Source organism: Bartonella sp. AP4SXKL (assembly GCF_042195845.1).
In the GTDB taxonomy this organism is placed as follows: Bacteria; Pseudomonadota; Alphaproteobacteria; order Rhizobiales; family Rhizobiaceae; genus Bartonella.
The window spans coordinates 85,437-98,164 of sequence record NZ_JBHIPA010000004.1; the positions used below are offsets into that span (position 1 = coordinate 85,437).

The window sequence follows — 12,728 nt, forward strand, 5'->3', positions numbered from 1 at the left end:
GCCCCAATGTTTTGACAGCCCTTAGAACGTAAAGGGGCAAGAGAGGTATTTTATTCCTTTCTTGTACCGTTTCACTTCACACGCCAACTCTGCTTGTGATGAGCAAGCCAAGAGATTTTGTTTGACTCACTATGAGGGTTTGACATGAGAAAATCCTATGGTATTCATGATCTGTCATGAAAAACAATGAATTGTCATTATAAATCAACGTGACAGTGCTGTTATGAAGAGAACTCCTTGCACATCTTAATAGCCCATAGAGATTTAACTGGGTATTATTTTATATTCTGTACACAGAAGTGTCTTTATAAAAATACTCCATCTTGCGCAGAAAAAAGAACAGCCCGTTAAAAAAGAAAAACATCTCAATGCTTGCTTTTCTTTTTTCCATGAGAGATTTAAATTGATAAGCCTGTCTGAAAAAAGTGCTGTTTATGCCCTTAAAGATATTGCTCTTGTATCAAGATTACTTATTCGGGTGAAAATTGCAATTTTGCGAGGTAAGCATAAACGCCATTTTTTGCCACAAGTTCGGCATGGGTTCCTTCTTCCACAAGGGCGCCTTTATCCATAACAAGAATGCGATCTGCTTTTAAAATTGTTGCCAAACGATGTGCAATGACCAAGGTTGTGCGGTTTTGCATCAACCCTTCTAAGGCGTCTTGCACCAACTTTTCACTGTTTGCATCTAAAGCAGATGTTGCTTCATCAAGCAGCAACAGGGGTGCATTTCTTAAAATTGCCCGCGCAATACCAATGCGTTGTTTTTGTCCCCCAGAAAGCATGGTACCGCGTTCTCCTACTTGCGTATCCAAGCCATCTGGTAAAGCTTGAATAAATTCAAGTGCATTAGCCGTTTTAGCAGCAGCAAGGATTTCTTCTTCATGGGTATTTTCAGTTCCAAAAATAATATTATCACGCAATGTTCCATCAAAAATAGCAACATCTTGTGGAACATAGGAAATTGCACTGCGTAAATCTTGTAAAGAAAGGCGATTAATTTCTATGCCATCCAACCGAATTGTTCCATTTGTCGGATCATAAAAACGAAGGATCAAAGAAAAAATGCTGCTTTTTCCTGCTCCGGAAGCCCCAACAAAAGCAACCGTTTCGCCTGCTTTTACAGAAAATGAAAGCGAGCGTAAAACCTTCTCTTGTGGTCTAGAAGGATAGGTAAAATCAACCTGATCAAAAACAAGTTCACCTCGAACAGGTTGCTCTAATGATAAAGCATTTTTAGGAGCTACAATAGTAGGTTGTTCTTGTAACAATTCGGCAAGCCGTTCAGCAGCGCCTGCTGCTTGGATTAATTCTGCTCCCAGTTCCGATAATTGCGCAAAAGTAGAAGCTCCAAAAACCGCATAAAGGACAAATTGCCCTAATGTCCCTCCTGTCATCGTTCCATTCAAAACATCACGCGATCCAATCCATAAAACAGCAACCACACTGCTAAAAACCAAAAAAATTGCAAACCCCGTAAAAAAGGAGCGCAAGATTACAGAAGCACGTGCTGTTTGAAAAGCACGTTCTATCAATTGTGAAAAACGTATTGTAACGAGTTTTTCAGCGGTAAAAGCTTGCACAGTGCGAATAGCACTTACCTGCTCTGTAGCAACAGCATTGGCATCTGCGAGACGATCTTGCGCCGCGCGGGTACGAGAGCGAACTTTACGTCCAAAGACTACCAAGGGAATGGCCACAACAGGAATAGCCGCTAAAACCAACAAAGACAATTTAGCATTGGTGATCACCATCATTACGACGGCTCCGATCACGATAATCAGCTGACGCAATGCGGTAGAGGCGGTAGAGCCCACAGCTAATTTTATTTGTGTGGTATCTGTTAGAAGCCTTGAAACAATCTCTCCTGAATGTGATCGATCAAAAAAAGCAGGAGAAAGTTTCATAATATGGACAAACACATCACGCCGTAAATCGGCAACAATCCGTTCTCCTAAGGTGATAACACAGTAATAACGGGCTGCTGAAGCAAATGCGAGAAACAAGGCTAAGATAAACAAAATTCCAAAGTAAAAATTAATATGTCCATGGCTTGAAGTAGAAAACCCATGATCAAACATTTGGCGGATAGCCACAGGCAAAGCTAATGTGACAAGAGCAGCAACAGATAATGCTAGAAAAGCAAAGATAAACAACCAACGATAGCGCAAAATATAGGGAACAAAAATTGCAAGCGAAGAGAATGAAGATTTTTTAGGGGAAGACTTTGTCGATTTTTCTGAACGAGAACGTAATGTCATAAAATTTTGCTCACTGTATTGGATTTGTAACACTTGATACAATGATGTATCTTGAACACTTGTTTTTTGATGCGTGCTCAGTTATAGAAATAAATACTTTAAATCAATGTATCAAAAAGACAAAGGAAGTGCACTTAAAAAAACAAGCAAGTGCTATTTCATTCTATAAACGCAAAAGGTTTGACGCATGAAAGCGAATATTCACCCCAACTATCACAAAATTACCGTTGTTATGACGGATGGAACCCAATATACGACGCGCTCTACTTGGGGGAAAGAAGGCGATACTCTTAATCTAGATATTGATCCAAGAACGCATCCGGCATGGACAGGTGGCTCCCAAACACTCGTAGATCGTGGTGGTCGTCTTTCTAAATTCAAAAATCGTTTTGGTAATATTGGCATGTAAAAGCCTCCTTTTATGGGGTACAAAGGTTTTAAACAAATCGATTGCAAATGGATGGATTTTTATCCTATCAAAGAGTGCACTTTAAATATTAATTCAAAAACGCATCCGACATAAACAGATGGGTCTTAAACACTTATAAATCATTGTGGTTGCGTTTTTATATTCAAAAATCATTTTGAATATATGCATAAATCCTTTCTTCCCTAGAGTATAAAGACTTGAAATAAAATAATTGTAAACTTTTCTTCTTTTTTTGGAACTGAACATACCCATGGAGAGGAAATTTTTGCCGCTTCTAAAGCTGCCAATGTATTTGAATTTATTCAAGCTTTACCAGATGGCTTGGATACGCAAGTAGAAGAACGTGGTACCATGCTTTCTGGGGGGCAAAAACAACGCATTTTTTAAGAAATGCAGCCCTCTTGTTGCAAGCTGGCACCGTCATTATATTTGCCAACTCGTGGATGTTGCTACAGCCCTTGGCACTTGAGATAATTTATTATAGGCATTTTAAGTTCTTTCTTAATAGTTTTTTATTCACGCGGGCTTTCTCCGCTTGGTACGTGCAAAAGACATGGTTTTGATTGGTTCACCATGGAACATGGTTTGAAATGAGAGAATCCTACGGTATTCGGGATTCTCATTCAACATACAAGACAATGAATTATTATTATAAATCAAAATGTTGCCACTTGATGAAGCAAGATTTGCTTTAGATGCAAACAGTGAAAAGTTGGTGCAAGATACCTTAGAAGGATTGATGCAAAATCCTAAATCCTGGTCATTGCACATCGTTTGGCAACAATTTTAAAAGCAGATCGTATTCTCGTGATGGATAAAGGCGCTTTTGTGGAAGAAGGAACACACAACTCATTATAAAAAATAATGTTTATGCGCATTTGGCTCAACTGCAATTTTCATCTGAGTAAGTGATCTTGATACAAGAGCAGTATCTTTAAGGGCATAAACAGTATTCTTTTCAGACAGGCTTATCAATTTAAATCTCTCATGGAAAAAAGAAAAGCAAGCATTGAGGTGTTTTTCTTTTTTAACGGGCTGTTCTTTTTTTGCCTGAGATGAAGTATTTTTATAAAGACACTTCTGTGTATAGAATGTAAAACGATATCCAGTTAAATCGCTATGGACTATTAAGATGAGCGAGGAGTTCTCTTCATAACAGCACTGTCACGTTGATTTATAATGATAACTCATTGTTTTTCATGAAAGATCTTACATGGAATTTCTCGTTTCAAATTTGATTATGTTGCATTAGTCAAAACCATGTCTCTTGCATATACCAAGCAGGGAAGATTGCGTGAAGTAAAAATACTTAAAGAAAGAATAAGTCTTCTTCATGAAGCGTCTCAAGTTTTAGGGGCTGTAGTAATATTGAGGGGATTAGGAAAGTGTATGATGATGTCGCTTTACTAAAAAAGAGCCGATAAATGAGTAGAAAGACGCTTTTTATCAATTTTATAAAACAAGGTGAGCACGCAGCCATGTTTTGCTGTGTTAGGCTTTTGAGTACTTTGAACCAATATTGTGGGAGTGCATTTTAAGAATTATAAAGCTCTTCTTAAAAGTGCATAAATCATTAGAGCAGTACAATTAAATACAAATTGTTTTATTTTACCAATAAAAATATCTATATTTTGTTTATTTTTTTCATAAAAATAGAATATATAGCAAATCCTGAATCAATTATATACATATTGATACAATATCGAGGGATCGATAAAAGAGCTGCGTTAAATACTGGTGAGAATAAAAGAAAGCAAGAATGAGTGATCACGATACTTTCATAGTTATAGTAGGAATAGTTATAATAGGGAGCATAATCTATAGTCTTTGGTTAGCAAATTATCAGAAAAAGCAATTAAGTGAACAACTTGAGCAATATGAGAAATTATGGCAGCTAAAAGATCGAGAGTGCGCGATATACCAAGATATTATTGCACAATGGGAACAAAGGCTTGTTAAAAAAACTCAAAAAATATCGCCAAAATGGATTAAACAATGGGATGAAGAAGTAAAGGAATGGGAAAGGAGTATATTAGAGATAAAAAAAATTGGATACATTTCTGAATCTTATGAATCTAAAAAACAGCAGCATCCAATGGTACAAGATATTTGTGCTCAAGGATATGTAGATATATTTTTTCTCTATGAAAAGGCGCTGGAAGTAGAATTTACTGCTGAGCACATCGAAAGAATAAATGAATTAATGATGCGTCCAATTTTTAAAGAAACTTATCCTAAAGTTGTGCGATTCATGAGACAGAATGGTGTCACATTACGAAAGTTTGTGGACCCTTTGACGAAAAAAAAGCGCTATAAGCCTACAATGCTGTTGTTTCATTGGTGGTTATATATGATTGATGATATGATTACAGCTGAATACGAACAGCAACAAAAAGATAAAGCTTCAGGGTTCTATCGTGACTTAGCATCTCTGGAAATTTACTTTGAAGACATACCTAAATATACTGAATATGAAACGCTAAAAAAACTGGGAGGATTTGGGAGTATGCCTGGTGACAGTAGTGTACTATGCATTTGTAAAAGAGAGCTTCTATCCTTATTGTATGATGTTTCCAGTGATTATAAGGCGGCAAGAGAAACTTTCATTTACTATAAGATGCTTATTGATACGGTGAAAGAAGGATATATTGCCTTTGATAAAAGTTGTTGTTACTCTACGGTTGAAAGGGCAATGGAGGTTTGTAAAGAGAGAGATAAAGAAGAGAAAAAAGACCTAGTCCTTGATGAAAAGATACCAACATTTGAAGAAGCTTACAAATTAGGCGTTAAAGAGTGGATGAAATCATCAAATGAGAAATGCGATAACCGGTTGATTTTTTGGGAGAAGCTTACCACACAAACAAAATTACAAGTTATCTTTGGGGATGAGAAGGTAAAGGTGCTGGAAGAGGCTATTGATAAAAATAAAGAACAGTTTGAGAATGAAATACAGGCAGCGGTTCTCGCAAATAACTATTTGAAGTGCAATAAATCTTATGCCTATTTGATACATACTTTAGAATAATGCTGAAAAGAAGGAGAAGCTGATAACAATTGTATGAATCGGTGAATTTACTGAAACCTCTGTTATCACACGCGGTGGTGAAACATATTGATAAGCAGTGAGAGTAATGTAGAGCAGCTCTTACCAAAAAGGAGAGAGTGGGCTCTTCTAGAGTCAAGTTTTTGCGCGCAGTGTAAGAGTGATCTCTCAAGAGAAGTAGGAGAGGTTTTTGCCTCAGGTTCGATAATTGCTTTTTGGGGCGTTTGTTATGATGGGATTTGTTTTTATTGCCTTTTTCAGTTTGTTTGCAGGGGAATTTGAATAACAGAAACGTCAATAAGGTAAGCTATTGGGGATTGCTTTTGTGGGGGCTTATAGCAAGTACATTTTTTGTTCGTGGTGATGTTTTTTGTCACTATCTAATCAGTTATTTCCTATCGTTATTTGAAAGAAAATTAAAAACTCTTTCTTCATGTGTTTGTTTAAGGTTCTAAGGGTTTTGTAAAAAACTGTAAGAATTAAATGCTTTTTTGAAGTTTTTTATAGTTTGATGCGAATGTGTTCATTTCCGGCAATGATGTTTTTTTGCGGAATATATCGCTACCGCCTTCTTTATTAGTGACAAAAACACCGGCTTCGCGAAGCATCAGTATGCTGGTAGTTTTATCAAAAATGTGCAGGTTATCTTCCCAAAAGCCATCGGTTCTGCCAGAAGCAACATAAGCTAAATCAAGAGCAGCAGCGCCAAAACGGCGCAATCCAGCAACTTCCATCATCACATTACGTAATTCAATAAGATAGGTTCCATGATTTGGTTGACCAAAATGAGGCATGCTTGTAGCAATGACACAATCTTCCAGTCTGCGTCGAGCAGAAACGCGACAGCGTCGGTTATTGAAAAAAGCACCATACCCGCGTTCTGCGGTGAAGAGTTCATCACTCACGGGATTGTAAATGACACCACCAACGATTTTTCCTTGGCTTTCTAAGGCAATGGAAACAGCAAAAAAAGGAATGCCATGGAGAAAATTTGTGGTGCCATCTCAAAGGGTCAACAATAAAACGGTGTTGTGAATCTTCTCCAGTGATTTCTTCTGACTCTTCCATCAGAAAACCAAATTTGGGGTGCGCTTTGCTTAATTCATTTAAAATAATTTTTTCCGCTTTGCGATCTGCTTGGCTGAGGTAATCTGCTGGATTTTTTTAGGCTTAAATGCCTTTTTTGAGGGTTTTTTCTAATTTTAGGCGAATGTGTTCATTGCCGGCAATGATATTTTTTTTGCGGAATATATCGCTACCGCCTTCTTTATCGGTGACAAAACCACCTGCTTCACGAACCATCAGTATTCCAGCAGCCATATCCCAAATTTGCAGGTTATCTTCCCAAAAGCCATCGGTTCTTCCAGCAGCAACATAAGCTAAATCAAGCGCAGCAGCACCAAAACGGCGAAGTCCGGCAACCTCTGCCATCACATTACGTAATTCAATAAGGTAGGTTCCATGATTTGGGCGACCAAAATGAGGCATTCCTGTAGCAATGACACAATCTTCTAGTCTGCGTCGAGCAGAAACGCGACAGCGGCGGTCATTGAAAAAAGCACCACACCCGCGTTCTGCGGTAAAGAGTTCATCACTCACGGGATTGTAAATGACACCACCAACGATTTTTCCTTGGCTTTCTAAGGCAATGGAAACAGCAAAAAAAGGAATGCCATGGAGAAAATTTGTGGTGCCATCTAAAGGGTCAACAATAAAACGGTGTTGTGAATCTTCTCCAATGATTTCTTCTGACTCTTCCATCAGAAAACCAAATTTGGGGCGCGCTTTGCTTAATTCATTGAAAATAATTTTTTCCGCTTTGCGATCTGCTTGGCTGACATAATCTGCTGGTCCTTTCAAAGACACTTGCAAATTTTGCACTTCACCGTAATCACGTACCAACGAGCGTCCTGCTTTCATTGCAGCTTGCACCATGACATTCATGACTGCAGAATGGGCCATTGTTTATTCCTTTATTTATCTTTTTCATTTGCACGACGCAAATAAATCAACTCATTGGTGTCTACAATGATACGTTCACCAGCATTCATAAAGGGGGGAACAAGAATACGAATCCCGTTTTCAAGAATGGCGGGTTTATAAGAGGAGGTAACCGTTTGTCCTTTGATGGCAGGATCGGCTTCTGCAATCGTGACAGCAACTTGATCAGGAAGTGAGATGCCAATAGGCTTTTCTTGATAAAGTTCAACTGTGACAGTCATCCCATCTTGGAGAAACGCAGCACGTTCACCAACAAAATCCTTTTGAAGTTCTAGTTGTTCATAAGATTCTGAATCCATAAAGACCAAAGCATCCCCTTGTTGATAAAGAAATGTGAAATCTTTTTGTTCAAGGCGCACGCGTTCAACTGTCTCAGCAGCACGAAAGCGTTCATTAAGTTTTGTACCATCAATCAAATTTTTCATTTCAACTTGGTTAAATGCACCACCTTTTCCTGGTTTTACAGCGTTGCATTTAACTGCAACCCATAAGCTTCCTTGATGTTCGATCACATTACCAGGGCGAATTTCATTGCCATTAATTTTCATCGTTTCTATCCAATTCTATTCTTGCAAAAAGAACTCTCTTGTTGTCTTTATGGCGCTTTTCTTTGCTGCCTTTAACGGTCAAGCTCTTTTGTTATTTTCGGGCTAAAATCCCTTTGATTAACCTTGCTGCTCTCTCATGGTCCTGTGTGCTCTTTATGGGCTTTCTCCTGCTTTTTGCAAAGAGAAAAGCTTAAGTAAAAAAGGACCTTTATGTATTTTTGCTTTTCAGCTCTTTGCAAGACCATAAAAAGCGCTCAGACGCAAGCTTTTTAAAAATTTGCACAAAAATTTTTTAGAATTTTTGGGGAAATTTATCCCGTTGTGTCGTAAAATATCATCATTGATGGCAATGGTATAATTGATGGCAATGATATAAGTTCCCTAAAACCATGAGGTGTTTTTAATTAAGAATATGTGATGAATATGTGAATACGGAGTTTATTATGAGTGTCTCATGGGATAGAGCGTGGTGTGTGTTATCGCGGGGTGTTAGCTTTCATTTTGATCAGAGAGTAATTGTAAAAAGGCTCTTTGTTTTATCGAGGTTAGGACTCTAAATTTTTTTAAAAGCAGGTATTTTTCTGTACTTGATGCGATTTCATCATGGTGGTATGGGGGCTGTTGTTTTGTTAAGATATCAGCATAGAAAAAGACAAGTGGAGCATTTAGGATATCAGAAATTTCTTTTAAACGCCCTGCGCTGACACGATTTAAGCCGTTTTCATATTTCTGGATTTGTTGGAAAGTGGCACCTAAATGTTAACCTAATGTTTTTTGAGACATTTTAAGCATTTTTCGTCTCAAACGAATTTTTTTGCCAATGAATTTGCCGCTGAAAATGTCGTTATAAGGATTTTTACCAAAACCCTAGAAAATGCTACACGGGATATAGAAAACTCTTCAGCTGCTTCAATCACAGATAGTCCAAGTTTTGCATTTACATCTTCGCGTAACAATTCACTAGGGTGTGGGGCATTTTCATTATTTTTAGTATTCTTCTTTTCTTAAATCTCAAAGCTATAATTTACATTATTTTGTATTGTCACAATCTATAATAAAATTTATCCACTCTGGCTAAAAATGAGGTTTTTTATTGAGGTGCAAATCTCTTTGCCTTTCGCAAGAGCTTTTAAGTCTTTACGTGTAAAATATAGAGTATGTTTACATTAAATAGCGGGTTCATCTGGGCTGAGTATTTATATAAGAACGCGGCTCTCCGTTCACGTTATACTGAAAAAGAGACACTATAGTGCTACTATTTAATCTTATTCTATAACTCAAATTCACACCCATGTTTTGTTGCTTTTGAGGTTGATCTGTATAGATCACATTATATCCATTCCGTCGCAACAGATTGATAAATAAAGGAGTAAAGTTGTCTGCTGTATTATTTTTCTTTATAAGAAGTGTGGTTGTAGCTGGTGGTAAAAACCCTTTGTTACCGCTAATAAATTTGTTAGCAACTAATTGTGCCTGACGCTTTGTAAGACTTTGATCAACATAATTTGATGAATAACTGCCTACAGATGCGCAACCAGCCACCAACACAACCGGTGACAGCAATAAATATTTTAACATCTTTAATTCCCCTTACTTATTGTTGCTCTTTATTTGCGAAGCTCCTCTTCCAGAAATAAGAGCAACTTTACGCATAGCACATTAACAACATATCGGTATCTAATCAATCGGTTAATTAATCAATGAATAATGGTTTCAGCTGTAAAGGCTGCTTGAAGTGCTTCTGGTGGCGTATATTTTAATAAACTGCTGCTTTTAGTGATTATGATAAAAAAGCAATTTTTTGCGTTTGCATGTTAAGATCATGTCCTCGATCACTATTATAAAATGATGTGTTAAGTGTTATTCCAGATTGATCAAAAAATTTTCAAGCATTGCTTTTTGAGGGCTATCTTTTTTTAAATACGTATGAATGCTTATCCTGTTTGCTGTAAAATACTGTCGTTTGAGGTGTGGTGCTTGTAAGGCATCAAATTTTGCACATGTGATGTTTTTATGAGAGTGTGTGGTGAATATTTGAGGGGGAGCTTGTCCGGATAATTTTGTGAAATGAACCACATAAAATGGGAAGCTAAAAGAGTTCTGTTCTGAGAAGACGGATTGTTTCCAAACCGGATAGGGAAGGGGCTTCTGTCCTTTGAGGGGTGGGAGGCAAGTTAAGAACAGAGAGTGTAGTGCTCTATGTCATGATGTTAAAAGCTTTCATTTTGATCAGAGAGTAATTGTAAAATGGCTCTTTGTTTTATCGAGGTTAGAACTCTAAATCTTTTGAGCAGCAGGTATTCTTCTGTACTTGATGCGATTTCATCATGAGGGTATGGGGGCTGTTGTTTTGCTGAGGTGTCCGCATAGAAAAAGACAAGTGGAACATTTAAGATATCGGCAATTTCTTTTAAACGCCCTGCGCTGACACGATTTAAGCCGTTTTCATATTTCTGGATTTGTTGGAAAGTAACACCTAAATGTTGACCTAATGTTTTTTGAGACATTTTTAGCATTTTTCGTCTCAAACGAATTTTTTTGCCAATGAAAATGTCGTTATCAAGATTTTTGGCTCGCATTTTAAAGCCCCCGCCGGTTGCGATCGCCCTCGCGTTGGTATTCCGGGAGTCTAAAAACACTGACCTCGAATCAGCATTTTGCTTTTAGTGCTTAAAGCACCTGGACATAGCAAAATCTCCCGGAATTCCGGGATACCTGCAAAGCGGGGTAAATTTATGTACGAGGTTTCGGGTTTTTAGAGCCCTATTGGTCGTTGCGTATGCGACCAAAACACCTTTCAATATGTAAAGTAATTTCGGAGGCTTGGCAATAAAAAATAGCTTTTTACTGAGAGTCGGCATGTTTTTCATCCAAGCAAAAAGAATGAAAAAATAGAGCTTGCGGAATTTTCAGGATAGCCTAGCTCTTTTGCTTATTGGGTATTGTTTGTTAAGCAAATGATACCAGTGCGTTTTCGTTACCAATGAAAATGTCATTATCAAGATTTTTGGCTCGCATTTTAAAGCCCCCTCCGGTTGCGAGCGCCCTCGCGTTGGTATTCCGAGAGTTTGAAAATACTGAATCCGAATCAGCCTTTTTGCTTTTAGTGCTTAAAGCACCTAGACAGAGCAAAATCTCTCGGAATTTCTATAAATTTTATCTTTTTGATGCAGAGAGGAGTATTTTAAAAAACAGGAAGGAGCTTTATTGCTTCTTTGTGCGCTTTTTCTAGTTGTGCCTTATCCATGCCTTGGAGCATTATTTCAAGATCAGGAGCTTGCATTTTTGCCTCCTTTGCGAGCATATACCATGCCGCTGCCATTATTATATCGCCTTTTGTTCCTGTGCCATCTCGATAAAGCCTTGCAAGGGAAATCTGTGCTGGTGCAATCATGTTGACGGCATTTCTGTGAAGTAAATGAAAAGCACGCTGAAAATCTGTTTCTCCTCCACGCCCCTGTACAAGCCATTGTGCTAAATGAAGTTGAGCTTTTAAGTGGTTGTTTTGAGCCGCTACCTCCATGAGCTTGCGGGCATTGTAATCATCTTTTGGTCGCTTTAACGTGCCTAAGGAAAGAATTTTTGCAGCAGAAAAAGCCGCTTCAGCATCCCCAAGAGCAGCACCTTTTAAGTACCATTTTAAGGCTTGCTCTATTGCTTCATTTTCACGACTTTGGGAAGAAACACCAGGGAGAGCTTGTTTTTCCTGTGAGGCTTTATAAAGAAGCAGTTGTCCATAATAAAAATAGGCTTCCTTGACGCCTGCTTTGACAGCTTTTTGAATGAATTGCGCACCAAGTTCTTGATTTTGTTTTATAAAGTTACCATCAAACAACATAAGTCCATAGCGTAGTTGTGCTTGGGGTTCCCCCTGTTTTGCAGCACGTTCAAACCATAAAGCAGCACGCGCACCGTCAATAGGAACAGCACATCCTTCCATATAAATTCGGGCAAGAAGAGTTTGTGCAAAAGGATCATTTTTTTCAGCACGTCGGAGTGCTTCACGAAAAGCTTTTAAATAATAACCTTGGATGTAATAGTCATAGGCTTGATCATAGTCTCCAGCTTTTAAGGGCTGAAAGGGTTCTTGAGTGTTTGAAGCTTCTTGAATCGTATTGAAAGAGCTTTCAGAATTTGAGATTTCTTCAGTGTTTCCCGCTGAACTTACAGCAGAACTTGCAAGCCCAATCACGCCTAAGATGAGCAGCTTCACGCTTCTCTTGATCATGGTGTTTTCTCCTCATTACCGATCAGAATTTTCACATTTTTTTTTCATCATTACAAGCCGTATAAGAATTTCATTTCTATATTACTTTTTATCTCTCAGTTTTTCGTCTTGGTTCAAGGTAGGGTTGGGTAAGTTAAAAAAGTAGCATAAATGTCGACGAGAGACAGACTGTTTAAAACAGTTCTGTTAAAAATAATACAGTCCTGTTAAAAATAAT

Annotated in this window: 8 protein-coding genes and 3 pseudogenes; 3 read left to right on the forward strand and 8 right to left on the reverse strand. The window is 37.9% G+C overall.

The features are described from left to right. Positions 1–470: 470 nt before the first annotated feature. Positions 471–2,261 (reverse strand): ABC transporter transmembrane domain-containing protein, encoded by a 1,791-nt coding sequence (locus ACFIMI_RS03485; protein WP_375686015.1) that lies wholly within the window; start codon positions 2,259–2,261, stop codon positions 471–473. Between the two features lie 187 nt (positions 2,262–2,448). Between ACFIMI_RS03485 and rpmE the strand changes: the two genes are divergently transcribed. The 3 genes and pseudogenes from rpmE to ACFIMI_RS03500 all read left to right on the forward strand — a co-directional run bounded on the left by rpmE (position 2,449) and on the right by ACFIMI_RS03500 (position 5,716). Beyond that, the gene (gene rpmE / locus ACFIMI_RS03490) at positions 2,449–2,670 is read left to right on the forward strand and encodes a 50S ribosomal protein L31 (RefSeq protein ID WP_005774581.1); all 222 of its coding nucleotides are present in this window, start codon (positions 2,449–2,451) and stop codon (positions 2,668–2,670) included. 682 nt (positions 2,671–3,352) lie between these two features. Continuing rightward, a pseudogene (locus ACFIMI_RS03495) lies at positions 3,353–3,599 on the forward strand (ABC transporter); the annotation flags it as partial. A gap of 851 nt (positions 3,600–4,450) precedes the next feature. Beyond that, positions 4,451–5,716, forward strand: a complete 1,266-nt coding sequence (locus ACFIMI_RS03500) for a hypothetical protein (RefSeq protein ID WP_375692243.1) — start codon at positions 4,451–4,453, stop codon at positions 5,714–5,716. Positions 5,717–6,235: 519 nt separating this feature from the next. On the opposite strand, the pseudogene ACFIMI_RS03505 reads toward ACFIMI_RS03500, so the two are convergent. From ACFIMI_RS03505 to ACFIMI_RS03535, 7 genes and pseudogenes are all read right to left on the reverse strand, one after another. Next, positions 6,236–6,898, reverse strand: a pseudogene (locus ACFIMI_RS03505) (inositol monophosphatase family protein); the annotation flags it as partial. Between the two features lie 6 nt (positions 6,899–6,904). After that, positions 6,905–7,696 carry an inositol monophosphatase family protein gene (locus ACFIMI_RS03510; RefSeq protein WP_375656474.1) on the reverse strand — a complete coding sequence of 264 codons (792 nt, stop codon included), beginning with the start codon at positions 7,694–7,696 and terminating at the stop codon, positions 6,905–6,907. An 11-nt stretch (positions 7,697–7,707) separates the two neighbouring features. Beyond that, complete coding sequence (efp, locus tag ACFIMI_RS03515; RefSeq protein WP_015856958.1) at positions 7,708–8,283, reverse strand: elongation factor P; 576 nt, start codon at positions 8,281–8,283, stop codon at positions 7,708–7,710. A 489-nt stretch (positions 8,284–8,772) separates the two neighbouring features. Then, positions 8,773–9,123, reverse strand: a pseudogene (locus ACFIMI_RS03520) (helix-turn-helix domain-containing protein). Between the two features lie 339 nt (positions 9,124–9,462). Continuing rightward, positions 9,463–9,861: a hypothetical protein gene (locus ACFIMI_RS03525; RefSeq protein ID WP_375620998.1), complete on the reverse strand. Its 399-nt coding sequence runs from the start codon at positions 9,859–9,861 to the stop codon at positions 9,463–9,465. Positions 9,862–10,493: 632 nt separating this feature from the next. After that, positions 10,494–10,862 (reverse strand): helix-turn-helix domain-containing protein, encoded by a 369-nt coding sequence (locus ACFIMI_RS03530; protein ID WP_273790479.1) that lies wholly within the window; start codon positions 10,860–10,862, stop codon positions 10,494–10,496. Between the two features lie 605 nt (positions 10,863–11,467). Next, positions 11,468–12,511: a tetratricopeptide repeat protein gene (locus ACFIMI_RS03535; RefSeq protein ID WP_375692244.1), complete on the reverse strand. Its 1,044-nt coding sequence runs from the start codon at positions 12,509–12,511 to the stop codon at positions 11,468–11,470. Positions 12,512–12,728 lie beyond the last annotated feature (217 nt).

Excerpts from the sequence above, each read along its gene's own strand:
- ACFIMI_RS03530 (WP_273790479.1), bottom strand. The coding sequence starts at position 10,862 with ATGCGAGCCAAAAATCTTGATAACGACATTTTCATTGGCAAAAAAATT.
- ACFIMI_RS03510 (WP_375656474.1), bottom strand. The coding sequence starts at position 7,696 with ATGGCCCATTCTGCAGTCATGAATGTCATGGTGCAAGCTGCAATGAAA.
- ACFIMI_RS03535 (WP_375692244.1), bottom strand. The coding sequence starts at position 12,511 with ATGATCAAGAGAAGCGTGAAGCTGCTCATCTTAGGCGTGATTGGGCTT.
- ACFIMI_RS03500 (WP_375692243.1), top strand. The coding sequence starts at position 4,451 with ATGAGTGATCACGATACTTTCATAGTTATAGTAGGAATAGTTATAATA.
- ACFIMI_RS03525 (WP_375620998.1), bottom strand. The coding sequence starts at position 9,861 with ATGTTAAAATATTTATTGCTGTCACCGGTTGTGTTGGTGGCTGGTTGC.
- rpmE (WP_005774581.1), top strand. The coding sequence starts at position 2,449 with ATGAAAGCGAATATTCACCCCAACTATCACAAAATTACCGTTGTTATG.
- ACFIMI_RS03485 (WP_375686015.1), bottom strand. The coding sequence starts at position 2,261 with ATGACATTACGTTCTCGTTCAGAAAAATCGACAAAGTCTTCCCCTAAA.
- efp (WP_015856958.1), bottom strand. The coding sequence starts at position 8,283 with ATGAAAATTAATGGCAATGAAATTCGCCCTGGTAATGTGATCGAACAT.